The organism is Pantoea jilinensis (genome assembly GCF_019104105.1).
GTDB lineage: Bacteria > Pseudomonadota > Gammaproteobacteria > Enterobacterales > Enterobacteriaceae > Pantoea > Pantoea eucalypti.
In genome coordinates, this window is the sequence record NZ_CP077746.1 from 2,961,271 (window position 1) to 2,973,456 (window position 12,186).

Here is a 12,186-nt window from a genome sequence, read left to right on the forward strand (position 1 = left end):
TAGGTGCGAGGTGCAAGTTTCGCCTTTTCTCCTTGTTATTTTCTGATACTCCCACTCCCTGACCGCATACTCTGCTGCCTTTCTCACCCTGCACCGCTTTCTGGCACGATGATTGCAAAATGTTTCACTGTTTTTCGCTAACGGCCTGATTGCAGACGCTGCCGCGAGGCGGATTGCACCAAAACTGTCGCACCTCCTGCACCGTAAACGCGCAGTGTGAGAAATTTGCCTTTTTTTGGTGCGGATCACCTCGCAAAAAAGAAACTTTTTTGTTTCATTGCGTTAACAATCCGCTATGTTAGTGACTCTTCTGCGCCCATTTAATCCGCAGAATGAGCAGAAACGCAGCACAAAACAGACACAACATCATAATCAGCGCAGGTTATATCCTGTGCCTTTTTCATACGAAGGAGTTGGAACATGCAACTACGCAAAGTGGCATTATCTCTTCTGCTGATCGGTGCAGCGGCGGGAGCGGCCCAGGCGGAAGATCTCAGCGGCACCCTGAAGAAAATCAATGACAATGGCGTCATTGTGGTCGGGCATCGCGAATCATCAGTTCCCTTTTCTTATTATGACAACCAGCAAAAAGTCGTCGGCTATTCACAGGATTACTCAAACGCCATTGTGGAAGCCATCAAAGCGAAGCTGAACAAGCCTGACCTGCAGGTCAAAATGATTCCAATCACCTCACAAAACCGTATTCCACTGCTGCAAAACGGCACCTACGATTATGAGTGTGGCTCCACCACCAATAACCTTGAGCGCCAGAAACAGGCGGCTTTCTCTGACACCATTTTTGTTATTGGCACCCGTCTGCTGGTTAAGAAAGATGGCCCGATCAAAGATTTCGCCGACCTGAAAGGCAAAACCGTGGTGGTAACCTCAGGGACCACGTCTGAAGTGCTGCTGCACAAACTCAACGATGAACAAAAACTGGATATGCGCATCATCAGCGCAAAAGATCATGGCGACTCGTTCCGTACACTGGAAACCGGCCGTGCCGTGGCCTTTATGATGGATGATGCCCTGCTGGCTGGCGAACGCGCTAAAGCCAAAAAGCCGGACAACTGGGAAATTTTAGGCACGCCACAGTCTAAAGAGGCCTATGGCTGCATGCTGCGTAAAGATGATCCGCAGTTCAAAGCGCTGGTAGATGAAACCATCGCCAAAGCCCAGACGTCGGGTCAGGCAGAAAAATGGTTCGATACCTGGTTCAAAAAGCCTATTCCGCCTAAGAACCTGAACATGAACTTTGAGCTGTCTGATGACATGAAAGCGCTGTTCAAAACGCCAAACGACAAAGCACTCAATTAACAAAAAAATACCCAATGGATTTCAGGTCACATTGAGTCGGCAGGAGAGCATGCATCCCGGGGAACCTACTCAGGTAGATGATTCGGATGCGTGGACATACATAGCCAACAAAATGCAGCCTGAAAGACGGCGGGTATAACAAGGGCGGCCTGGCTGCCCTCTCGATTGCTGAAACCGCGGCATGGACAGACAGACTGACACGGGTCGTTCCCCTGCGTCAGGACATAAAACGCCGTTCATCAATCTTCAGGGTAGCTTAGCTACCCTTTTTTTCCGGAGCTCGTTATGGGTATCGATTGGAACTGGGGCATATTTCTCGAACAGGCCCCGTTCGGTAACACGACCTACCTCGGCTGGCTGTGGTCCGGTTTTCAGGTGACGATAGCCGTCTCCTGCTGCGCCTGGATTATCGCTTTCTGCGTGGGTTCATTTTTTGGCATTCTGCGCACCGTGCCGAATCGCCTGCTGTCGACCATTGGCACCTGCTATGTCGAACTGTTTCGTAACATCCCGCTGATCGTCCAGTTCTTCTTCTGGTATCTGGTGGCGCCCGAGCTGGTGGGCGAGAATCTCGGCATGTGGTTTAAGTCTGAGCTGGACCCCAACATTCAGTTCTTCCTCTCTTCCATGATCTGTCTCGGCCTGTTTACCGCCGCCCGCGTTTGCGAGCAGGTGCGCGCGGCGATTCAGTCACTGCCGAGTGGACAGAAGAATGCTGGCCTGGCGATGGGATTAACCCTGCCGCAGACTTACCGCTATGTATTGCTGCCGAATGCGTATCGCGTGATTGTTCCGCCGATGACCTCGGAAATGCTGAACCTGGTCAAGAACTCCGCTATCGCCTCCACCATTGGTCTGGTGGATATGGCAGCACAGGCGGGCAAACTGCTCGACTATTCTGCTCACGCCTATGAATCCTTTACCGCCATTACGCTGGCCTACGTCGCGATTAACCTGGTGATTATGTTGTTGATGAGTCTGGTCGAGCGCAAAGTCCGGCTGCCAGGCAATGCGGGAGGCAAGTAATGTACGACTTTGACTGGAGTTCGATTGCGCCCAGCCTGCCCTATCTGCTTAACGGCTTAGTGATTACCTTTAAGATCACGATTACCGCCGTGGTTTTCGGCATTCTTTGGGGCACCCTGCTGGCGGTAATGCGTCTGTCGACCTTTAAGCCCATCAGCTGGTTCGCCAAAATTTATGTCAACCTGTTCCGCTCAGTACCGCTGGTGATGGTGCTGCTGTGGTTCTATCTGGTGGTGCCGAGTTTCCTGCAACAGGTGCTGGGCCTGTCGCCTAAAACCGATATCCGCCTGATTTCAGCCATGGTCGCCTTTTCACTGTTCGAAGCGGCGTATTACTCAGAGATCATTCGTGCCGGCATCATCAGTATCTCACGCGGCCAGGGTAATGCCGCGCTGGCACTGGGTATGACGCAGTGGCAGGCCATGAAACTGATTATTCTGCCGCAGGCATTCCGGGCCATGGTTCCGCTGTTACTGACGCAGGGTATCGTGCTGTTCCAGGATACCTCTCTGGTTTATGTGTTAAGCCTGGCGGACTTCTTCCGTACCGCGTCGACTATCGGTGAGCGCGACGGCACCCAGGTTGAAATGGTTCTGTTTGCAGGTCTGGTCTACTTCGTTATCAGCCTGAGCGCATCGCTGTTGGTCAGCTATCTAAAAAGAAAAAGGACGGTTTAAATGATTAGCCTGAAAAATGTTTCTAAGTGGTATGGTCACTTTCAGGTGCTGACCGACTGCTCAACCGAAGTCAAAACCGGTGAAGTGGTGGTAGTGTGCGGCCCGTCCGGCTCCGGTAAATCGACGCTCATCAAAACCGTGAACGGACTTGAGCCCGTTCAGCAGGGTGTGATTTCCGTCAACGGCACCGAAGTGAACAACAAAAAAACCAATCTGGCGCAGCTTCGCAGTCAGGTCGGAATGGTGTTCCAGCACTTCGAGCTGTTCCCGCATTTGAGCATTATTAACAATCTGGTGCTGGCGCAGGTAAAAGTGCTGAAGCGAGACAAAGCGGCGGCCCGCGATAAAGGGCTGAAGCTGCTGAAGCGTGTGGGACTGTCAGCCCATGCGGAGAAGTTTCCTGGCCAGCTCTCCGGCGGTCAGCAGCAGCGCGTGGCCATTGCGCGTGCGCTCTGCATGGATCCTATTGCGATGCTGTTTGATGAACCGACCTCCGCGCTGGATCCGGAAATGATCAATGAAGTGCTGGATGTGATGGTTGAACTGGCGCAGGAAGGGATGACGATGATGGTGGTGACACACGAGATGGGCTTTGCCCGTAAAGTCGCCAATCGCGTGATCTTTATGGATGAAGGGAAAATTATCGAAGACACCAACAAAGATGACTTCTTTAATAATCCGCAGTCTGACCGCGCTAAAGATTTCCTCGCTAAAATTCTGCACTAAACAACGTGTGCGGGTCACTCAATGTGGCCCGCATAATGTTTGTTATCAGGGTTCAAAAGGCTGACGCTGGAACTGATCGTGGCCGCATTCCGGACAACGGGATAAGGTCTCAGGCGTATAGATTGCCCGGGTAAACTGGCACTTTTCACACACCAGATTGCCAAGACCGACCACTTCACCGCTCTGATAGACACCATGGTGATGCAGATCCTGAAAGACCTCACGCCACTCCAGCTGACTTTTATCCGTAATATCCGCCAGCTCTTTCCAGACGCTCTCGCGGATAATGTGCATAAACAGTGAGTCCGCCAGCGGTTCTTCAGCATCGCTGTAACTTCGGGCAAACTCGCCTAAATCACGGCGCACCGAACGCAGCGCCTGGTCAATCTCACTTTCTGACATATCATCGCGCACCAGCAACTGACTTCGCCGCCCGGCAATCAGCTCATCAAGGTTACGATCGCCCTGACGAAGACGTTCAGTCAATACGGCTAACGACTCGCGATACTCCTGAGCCACTTTATTCATTTTGTTCTCCTTTATGCAGACCCTCGCTGACTTAAGTTTAGTCGTAATGTTGCTTTTGCCGTGTCGTCTGTACAGTGAATTACAAAAGGGTGAAGAGGCTGACGCTTTCGGCAGAAATCGTGCCAGCAAAAGTGGGAAGTGTTGTTGATACGCGGCCTTATGGGTATGCTATGCGGATCTTAGAGCCAGAAAAATGTTTTTCATAAAGGACCACAGGCAGCCATGCAAGAGCAATACCGCCCGGAAGAAATTGAATCCCGTGTGCAGCAGCACTGGGATGAAAACGAAACGTTTAAAGTGACTGAGCAGGAAGGTAAAGAGAAATACTATTGCCTCTCCATGTTGCCCTATCCTTCTGGCCGCCTGCACATGGGTCACGTTCGTAACTACACCATCGGCGACGTAATCGCGCGCTATCAGCGTATGCTCGGCAAAAACGTGCTACAGCCGATTGGCTGGGATGCTTTCGGCCTGCCTGCAGAAGGCGCTGCGGTTAAAAACAATACTGCACCTGCCCCGTGGACTTACGACAACATCGCCTACATGAAAAACCAGCTCAAACTGCTGGGCTTTGGCTATGACTGGAGTCGTGAACTGGCCACCTGCCAGCCTGAATACTACCGCTGGGAACAGTGGTTCTTTACCAAACTGTATGAAAAAGGCCTGGTCTATAAAAAAACCTCCGCAGTGAACTGGTGCCCGAACGATCAGACGGTGCTGGCGAACGAGCAGGTGATCGATGGCTGTTGCTGGCGCTGCGACACCAAAGTTGAGCGTAAAGAGATCCCGCAGTGGTTTATCAAAATTACGGATTATGCGGAAGAGTTGCTGAACGATCTGGATACGCTGGAAGAGTGGCCTGAACAGGTCAAAACCATGCAGCGTAACTGGATTGGTCGTTCTGAAGGCGTCGAAATCACTTTCGACGTGGCAGAGAGCGAAGAGAAAGTTACAGTCTACACCACCCGCCCGGATACCTTCATCGGCGCAACCTATGTGGCTGTCGCAGCAGGTCATCCTTTGGCCACTCAGGCATCAGTCAATAATCCGGCACTGGCTGACTTTATTGCGGAATGCCGTAATACCAAAGTGGCCGAAGCCGATATGGCGACCATGGAGAAGAAAGGCATGGCGACCGGCCTGTCTGTTATTCATCCGCTGACCGGTGAGCTGCTTCCGGTCTGGGTCGCCAACTTCGTCCTGATGGAATACGGCACCGGTGCCGTGATGGCGGTTCCGGCACACGACCAGCGTGACTGGGAGTTTGCCACTAAATACGATCTGTCGATCAAGCCGGTCATCCTCAACCTGGATGGCTCCATTCCTGACGTCAGCGCTGCGGCGATGACGGATAAAGGCGCCCTGTTCAACTCGGGTGAGTTCAACGGCATGGATCACGCAACTGGCTTTAACGCTATCGCGGATTCACTGGCGGCAAAAGGCGTGGGCGTACGTAAAGTGAACTACCGTCTGCGCGACTGGGGTGTTTCCCGTCAGCGCTACTGGGGTGCACCTATCCCGATGGTGACGCTGGAAGATGGCACTGTGATGCCGACACCTGAAGACCAGCTGCCGGTTATCCTGCCGGAAGATGTGGTGATGGATGGCATTACCAGCCCGATCAAAGCGGATCCGGAGTGGGCGAAAACCACAGTAAACGGTCAGCCAGCGCTGCGTGAAACGGACACCTTTGACACCTTTATGGAGTCCTCCTGGTACTATGCGCGTTATACCTGCGCCAGCTACAAGGAAGGCATGCTGGACCCGGCCGCAGCAAACTACTGGCTGCCGGTCGATCAGTATGTGGGTGGTATCGAACACGCCATCATGCACCTGATGTATTTCCGCTTCTTCCACAAGCTGCTGCGTGACGCGGGCCTGGTGAACTCTAATGAGCCAGCAAAACGTCTGCTGTGCCAGGGCATGGTACTTGCTGATGCCTTCTACTACCTGGGCAACAACGGCGAACGTAACTGGGTTTCCCCGGTTGACGTTGAAGTTGAGCGTGACGAGAAAGGCCGCATTATTAAAGCGACCGACACGCAGGGCCGCGACGTGATCTACGCGGGCATGAGCAAAATGTCGAAGTCGAAAAACAACGGCATCGATCCACAGCTGATGGTTGAGCGTTACGGCGCCGATACCGTACGTCTGTTTATGATGTTTGCTTCGCCAGCAGATATGACGCTGGAGTGGCAGGAATCGGGCGTTGAAGGGGCTAACCGCTTCCTGAAACGTGTCTGGAAGCTGGTCTACGAGCACACCTCACAGGGTGCGACCGTGGCACTGGATGTGGACAGCCTGAATGACGAGCAGAAATCGCTGCGTCGTGACCTGCACAAAACCATCGCCAAAGTGGCGGATGATATCGGCCGTCGTCAGACCTTCAACACCGCTATTGCGGCCATCATGGAGCTGATGAACAAGCTGGCCCGCGCTCCGCAGGAGAGCGAGCAGGATCGCGCCCTGATGCAGGAAGCGCTGCTGGCTATCGTCCGTCTGCTCTATCCGTTTACCCCGCACGCCTGCTATGTTCTGTGGCAGACGCTGGGCGGCGAAGGCACCATTGATGAAGCGAGCTGGCCGGTTGCTGATGAAGCCGCTATGGTTGAAGATTCACTGCTGGTGGTGGTACAGGTTAACGGTAAAGTGCGCGGCAAAATCACCGTACCCGCCGATGCAACACAGGAACAGGTTCAGGCACGCGCTGCGCAGGAGCATCTGGTGGCGAAGTACCTGGACGGCGTGACTATCCGTAAAGTCATTTATGTACCGGGCAAACTGCTTAACCTGGTCGTAGGTTAAGTTCAGGAGGAACTGTGCGACATCCGATTATCAGGCTGTTTGTCATGCTGGCGGTGGTGATCACCGCTGGCTGTGGTTTTCATCCGCGCGGCACCACGCAGGTGCCCAGCGAACTGAAAACCCTGATTGTTTCAAACGGCGATCCTTATGGTCCGCTGGCACGTACTGTACGTCAGCAACTGCGCATCAACGATGTCACCATTGTTGAAGACAGCAAGCAGACCCGTACCGATATTCCGACACTGCGTCTGGGTCCTGAAATGTCAGGGCGTAACACAGCCTCGGTCTTTATCAGCGGCACCACTGCCGAGTATCAGCTGGTGATGACCCTCACTGCGCAGGTGCTGTTGCCGGGCAAAGGTATCTATCCTATCAGCACCACGGTTTATCGTTCGTTCTTCGATAACCCGAATGCGGCGCTGGCAAAAGATGCCGAGCAGGACCTGATTACGCAGGAGATGCGTCAGCGTGCAGCTGAACAGCTGGTTCGTAAGCTGCTGTCGGTGCATGCCGCGCAGATGAACAGCAAAGATACTCTGCCAGCGTCAGTGATTTCGGTGCCGGGTCAGGGTTCACAGGAAGCGCCCTCTTCCTCTGCTACCAGCCTGCAATGATCAGGATTTATCCTGAGCAACTCAGCGCGCAGCTCCGCGAGGGGCTGCGCGCCTGTTATTTGTTAGCCGGTAACGAACCGCTGCTGTTGCAGGAAAGCGCGGATGCCATCCGTGCCGCCGCAACCACACAGGGATTCGACGAACATTTTAGTTTTACGCTGGATGCCCAGACCGACTGGGAGAGCCTGTTCGTCAGCTGCCAGTCACTGAGTCTGTTTGCCCAGCGTCAGACGATGACACTGCAATTCCCCGAGAATGGCCCCAACGCCGCCATGGCCGAGCAGCTGGTTAAGCTCTCTCAGCTGCTGCACGCCGATATTCTGCTGATCTGCCGGATGCCAAAGCTGACCAAAGCGCAGGAAAACAGCGCCTGGTTTAAGGCACTGGCTGCCTCTGCGGTTGTCGTGCCCTGCCAGACGCCAGAGCAGGCACAATTGCCACGCTGGGTGGTAAATCGCGCGAAAGCGCTGAAATTATCCGTGGATGACGCGGCAGTACAGCTGCTGTGTTACTGCTATGAGGGTAATCTGCTGGCGCTGGCGCAGGCGCTGGAGCGGCTCTCACTGCAGTGGCCGGACGGCAAGCTGACACTGCCACGGGTCGAAGAGGCGGTCAGTGATGCCGCGCACTTCACGCCCTTCCACTGGGTGGATGCCCTGCTGGCGGGTAAAAGTCGTCGCGCGCTGCATATCCTGCACCAACTGGAGAAAGAAGAGAGCGAAGTCGTGATTCTGCTGCGTACGCTGCAGCGCGATTTGCTGACACTGTTGCATCTGCAACGCCATCAGGCCCGGCAACCACTGCGCACGCTGATGGATCAGCAGCGTATCTGGCAAAACCGCCGCGCGCTGTTCTCCGACGCACTCCAGCGACTGGATGCCACCCGTCTGCAACGCGCCATCCATCTGCTGAGTCAGATTGAGATCACCCTGAAGCAGGATTATGGTCAGTCAGTGTGGCCGCAGTTGCAAACCCTGACGCTGCTGCTCAGCAGTCGCGCTTTTCCGACGAGCTTTGCCCATGTCTGAGTTACACGCACTGTTTGGTGGCACCTTCGATCCGATCCATTTTGGCCATCTGCGCCCGGTGGAAGCACTGGCTCAGCAGACCGGCTTACAGCGTGTGACGCTGCTGCCCAATAATGTGCCCCCGCATCGTCCACAACCGGAAGCCAGCGCCACTCAGCGGGTTGCTATGCTGCGCTGTGCTATCCATGGCTTACCGCTGTTTGAGATAGATACCCGGGAGCTGGAACGTGACACCCCCTCCTGGACCGTGACCACCCTGGAAGCCTGGCGCGCAGAACGCGGTGCAGAGCAGCCGCTGGCCTTTATCATTGGTCAGGATTCCCTGCTGAGCCTGCCAAAATGGCATCGCTGGCAGGATCTGCTGTCACTCTGCCATCTGCTGGTCTGCCAGCGTCCCGGCTATCCGACCCGGTTCGACTCGCCAGAGATGCAGGCGTGGCTTGAGCAACACGTCGCTCAGGATATCCGGCAGCTTCATCAGCAGCCCGCAGGTCATATCTGGCTGGCGGAAACCCCACTCTATGATATTTCGGCGACCGAAATTCGCCGCCGTCGCCATCAAAATCAGCCCTGCGATGACCTGTTACCCGCTGCGGTTATCGACTATATCGACCGCGAAGGCTTATATCGCGACTGATCCGGGCATGCTATACTGCGCCGCTTAATTTTTTGGCTGCACTCTCCGGGCTTACAGCCGGCTCGTTACTACCAGATTCCAAGGGGAACCTTTTGCAAGGTAAAGCACTCCAAGAGTTCGTTATTGATAAGATTGATGATCTTAAAGGCCAGGACATTGTTACCATCGACGTTCAGGGCAAATCCAGCATCACCGATTACATGATCATCTGCACCGGTACCTCCACGCGTCATGTGACTTCGATCGCAGAACACGTTGAGCAGGAATCCCGTTTAGCTGGCCTGATGCCATTAGGCATTGAAGGTAAAAGCGCGGCAGACTGGGTCGTGGTTGATCTGGGCGATGTCATCGTGCATGTGATGCAGGAAGAGAGTCGCCAGCTGTATGAGCTGGAAAAACTCTGGAGCTAATCGGTGAAACTGCAACTCGTTGCCGTCGGCACCAAAATGCCTGACTGGGTGCAGACCGGTTTTATGGAATACCTGCGCCGCTTCCCGAAAGATATGCCGTTTGAGCTGATCGAAGTTACCGCAGGTAAGCGCGGTAAAAATGCTGATATCAAACGCATTCTTGAAAAAGAAGGTGAAGCGATGCTGGCGGCGGTCGGCAAAGGTAATCGCATCGTCACGCTGGATATTCCGGGCCAACCGTGGGAAACCCCGCAGCTGGCGCAGCAGCTTGAACGCTGGAAGCTTGATGGTCGCGATGTCAGCCTGCTGATTGGCGGGCCCGAAGGCCTGGCCCCCGCCTGTAAAGCGGCGGCAGAACAGAGCTGGTCACTGTCAGCATTGACGTTGCCCCATCCGCTGGTGCGCGTGCTGGTAGCCGAAAGTCTGTATCGTGCCTGGAGTATAACGACAAATCATCCTTATCATCGTGAATGACCGATCAGCCCACATCAGACATGACAAGTAGCGGATGAAATTACAAAGCAACGCCTTTCGCGATTACAGCGCCGAACAGAAACTCTTTGTCCGTCGGGCGTTTATCGCCTTCGTCGGTATCTTACTGCTCTCGTCAATTCTGGTGGTTAACCTCTACCACCTGCAGATTCTTCGCTTTGATGATTACAGCACCCGCTCTAACCAGAACCGCATCAAACTGGTGCCTGTCGCGCCCAGTCGCGGCATAATTTACGATCGTACCGGCACCCCGCTGGCACTGAACCGCACCATCTATCAGGCTGAACTTGTCCCGGAAAAAGTCGATAACCTGCAACAGACGCTGGAAAACTTACGTCCGGTTCTTGAGCTGACGGATGAAGACCTCGAGAATTTCCAGAAAGAGCGTAAACGCTCACGTCGTTTCACCTCTATCCCGGTTAAAACCGGTCTGAATGAAGTGCAGGTGGCGCGCTTTGCGGTTAATCAGTACCGTTTCCCCGGCGTGGAAGTGAAAGGTTATCAGCGCCGCTACTATCCTTACGGTGCCACGCTGACGCATGTCGTCGGCTACGTGTCAAAAATCAACGACCGTGACGTTGCCCGCCTCGATAAAGAGGGCATATGGCCGAACTATGCCGCAACACACGATATCGGTAAGCTGGGGATTGAAGCGTATTACGAGAGTTTGCTGCACGGCAAAACCGGCTTTGAAGAGGTAGAGGTTAACAATCGTGGCCGCGTTATTCGCCAGTTGCATGAGGAGTCACCTCAGGCTGGACGTGATATCTATCTGACGATCGATCTCAAACTGCAGCAATATGTCGAGACTCTGCTGGCGGGAAGTCGCGCAGCAGTGGTGGTCAGCGACCCGCGCACCGGCGAAATTCTCGCCATGGTCTCTACGCCGAGCTACGATGCCAACTTATTTGTCGACGGTATTTCCAGTAAGGATTACCGTGGACTGCTGGAAGATGAAAACCGCCCGCTCTACAACCGCGCCATTCAGGCGGCTTACCCACCGGCTTCCACAGTCAAACCTTATGTCGCGGTTTCTGCCATGAGTGCGGGCGTGATCAACCGTAACACCAGTCTGTTTGATCCCGGCTGGTGGCAGCTTCCGGGTTCAGAAAAGCGTTTTCGTGACTGGAAAAAGTGGGGCCACGGCCGTCTGAACGTCACCAAAGCACTGGAAGAGTCTGCTGATACCTTCTTCTATCAGGTCGCCTACGACATGGGTATTGACCGCCTGTCGGAGTGGATGAACAAATTTGGTTATGGCAGCCGTACCGGCATCGATTTGCCGCAGGAGAGCGCCGGTAATATGCCTACCCGCGACTGGAAAATGAAACGGTTTAAAAAGCCGTGGTATCAGGGTGATACCATTCCGGTGGGGATCGGTCAGGGTTACTGGACGGCAACCCCGCTGCAGATGAACAAAGCGATGATGATTTTAATCAATGACGGTGTCGTCAAGGTGCCGCATATGCTGCGTGCTACCCGCGAAGGTCGTACCCTGGTGCCCTATCGTCAGCCGCCTGAGGCCCCGATTGGTGATATCCATTCCGGCTTCTGGGAAATCGCCAAAGATGGCATGTACGGCGTGGCGAATCGCCCTAATGGTACCGCGCACAAGAGTTTTGCTGATGCGCCCTATAAAATCGCCGCCAAGTCCGGTACCGCACAGGTCTTCGGCCTGAAAGAGAACGAAACGTATAACGCCCATAAAATTGCTGAACGATTACGCGACCATAAATTAATGACCGCGTTTGCCCCTTATGACAAACCTCGGGTCGCTGTGACCATTATCCTGGAAAACGGTGGCGCCGGTCCGGCTGTCGGCACCGTCATGCGCCAGATTCTGGATCACATTATGTTGGGTGATAACAATACAGTTCTGCCGGACGCCGCCCCTGTGCCGCCCGGTTATGAAGGTGAATAAACATG

The 12,186-nt window shown here is 54.3% G+C and carries 12 protein-coding genes; 11 read left to right on the top strand and 1 reads right to left on the bottom strand.

Translation table 11 applies throughout. From position 1 onward, the window contains the following. Positions 1–420: 420 nt before the first annotated feature. The 4 genes from KTJ90_RS13985 to KTJ90_RS14000 all read left to right on the top strand — a co-directional run bounded on the left by KTJ90_RS13985 (position 421) and on the right by KTJ90_RS14000 (position 3,746). Complete coding sequence (locus KTJ90_RS13985) at positions 421–1,317, top strand: amino acid ABC transporter substrate-binding protein (RefSeq protein WP_003854004.1); 897 nt, start codon at positions 421–423, stop codon at positions 1,315–1,317. Positions 1,318–1,602: 285 nt separating this feature from the next. Continuing rightward, complete coding sequence (locus KTJ90_RS13990; protein WP_003854005.1) at positions 1,603–2,343, top strand: amino acid ABC transporter permease; 741 nt, start codon at positions 1,603–1,605, stop codon at positions 2,341–2,343. Next, a complete protein-coding gene (gltK, locus tag KTJ90_RS13995) occupies positions 2,343–3,020 on the top strand; it encodes a glutamate/aspartate ABC transporter permease GltK (protein WP_003854008.1) in 678 nt (225 codons plus the stop codon). Before KTJ90_RS13990 ends, gltK begins: the two co-directional genes overlap by 1 nt. Beyond that, positions 3,021–3,746, top strand: coding sequence for an amino acid ABC transporter ATP-binding protein (locus tag KTJ90_RS14000; RefSeq protein WP_003854011.1), 726 nt, complete (start codon positions 3,021–3,023; stop codon positions 3,744–3,746). Between the two features lie 45 nt (positions 3,747–3,791). On the opposite strand, the gene KTJ90_RS14005 is transcribed toward KTJ90_RS14000, so the two are convergent. Continuing rightward, a complete protein-coding gene (locus tag KTJ90_RS14005; RefSeq protein ID WP_499025044.1) occupies positions 3,792–4,274 on the bottom strand; it encodes a zinc ribbon-containing protein in 483 nt (160 codons plus the stop codon). Between the two features lie 222 nt (positions 4,275–4,496). Between KTJ90_RS14005 and leuS the strand changes: the two genes are divergently transcribed. From leuS to mrdA, 7 genes are all read left to right on the top strand, one after another. Further along, positions 4,497–7,079, top strand: coding sequence for a leucine--tRNA ligase (gene leuS / locus KTJ90_RS14010; RefSeq protein WP_003854015.1), 2,583 nt, complete (start codon positions 4,497–4,499; stop codon positions 7,077–7,079). Between the two features lie 14 nt (positions 7,080–7,093). Beyond that, on the top strand, positions 7,094–7,693 hold the full coding sequence (gene lptE / locus KTJ90_RS14015; RefSeq protein WP_312544525.1) for an LPS assembly lipoprotein LptE: 600 nt from the start codon (positions 7,094–7,096) through the stop codon (positions 7,691–7,693). Continuing rightward, positions 7,690–8,721, top strand: a complete 1,032-nt coding sequence (holA, locus tag KTJ90_RS14020; RefSeq protein ID WP_140915984.1) for a DNA polymerase III subunit delta — start codon at positions 7,690–7,692, stop codon at positions 8,719–8,721. The genes lptE and holA overlap by 4 nt, the downstream gene beginning before the upstream one ends. After that, the gene (nadD, locus tag KTJ90_RS14025) at positions 8,714–9,358 is read left to right on the top strand and encodes a nicotinate-nucleotide adenylyltransferase (RefSeq protein WP_337027997.1); all 645 of its coding nucleotides are present in this window, start codon (positions 8,714–8,716) and stop codon (positions 9,356–9,358) included. The genes holA and nadD overlap by 8 nt, the downstream gene beginning before the upstream one ends. Positions 9,359–9,450: 92 nt before the next feature. After that, a complete protein-coding gene (rsfS, locus tag KTJ90_RS14030; protein WP_003854023.1) occupies positions 9,451–9,768 on the top strand; it encodes a ribosome silencing factor in 318 nt (105 codons plus the stop codon). Positions 9,769–9,771: 3 nt separating this feature from the next. Next, positions 9,772–10,242 carry a 23S rRNA (pseudouridine(1915)-N(3))-methyltransferase RlmH gene (gene rlmH / locus KTJ90_RS14035; protein ID WP_008103678.1) on the top strand — a complete coding sequence of 157 codons (471 nt, stop codon included), beginning with the start codon at positions 9,772–9,774 and terminating at the stop codon, positions 10,240–10,242. 34 nt (positions 10,243–10,276) lie between these two features. Further along, positions 10,277–12,181 carry a peptidoglycan DD-transpeptidase MrdA gene (mrdA, locus tag KTJ90_RS14040; RefSeq protein WP_003854026.1) on the top strand — a complete coding sequence of 635 codons (1,905 nt, stop codon included), beginning with the start codon at positions 10,277–10,279 and terminating at the stop codon, positions 12,179–12,181. The last annotated feature ends 5 nt before the right edge of the window (positions 12,182–12,186 follow it).

Bases quoted from the DNA above. Each gene is read 5' to 3' on its own strand.
- KTJ90_RS13985 (WP_003854004.1), top strand. From the start codon at position 421: ATGCAACTACGCAAAGTGGCATTATCTCTTCTGCTGATCGGTGCAGCG.
- KTJ90_RS13990 (WP_003854005.1), top strand. From the start codon at position 1,603: ATGGGTATCGATTGGAACTGGGGCATATTTCTCGAACAGGCCCCGTTC.
- gltK (WP_003854008.1), top strand. From the start codon at position 2,343: ATGTACGACTTTGACTGGAGTTCGATTGCGCCCAGCCTGCCCTATCTG.
- KTJ90_RS14000 (WP_003854011.1), top strand. From the start codon at position 3,021: ATGATTAGCCTGAAAAATGTTTCTAAGTGGTATGGTCACTTTCAGGTG.
- KTJ90_RS14005 (WP_499025044.1), bottom strand. From the start codon at position 4,274: ATGAATAAAGTGGCTCAGGAGTATCGCGAGTCGTTAGCCGTATTGACT.
- leuS (WP_003854015.1), top strand. From the start codon at position 4,497: ATGCAAGAGCAATACCGCCCGGAAGAAATTGAATCCCGTGTGCAGCAG.
- holA (WP_140915984.1), top strand. From the start codon at position 7,690: ATGATCAGGATTTATCCTGAGCAACTCAGCGCGCAGCTCCGCGAGGGG.
- nadD (WP_337027997.1), top strand. From the start codon at position 8,714: ATGTCTGAGTTACACGCACTGTTTGGTGGCACCTTCGATCCGATCCAT.
- mrdA (WP_003854026.1), top strand. From the start codon at position 10,277: ATGAAATTACAAAGCAACGCCTTTCGCGATTACAGCGCCGAACAGAAA.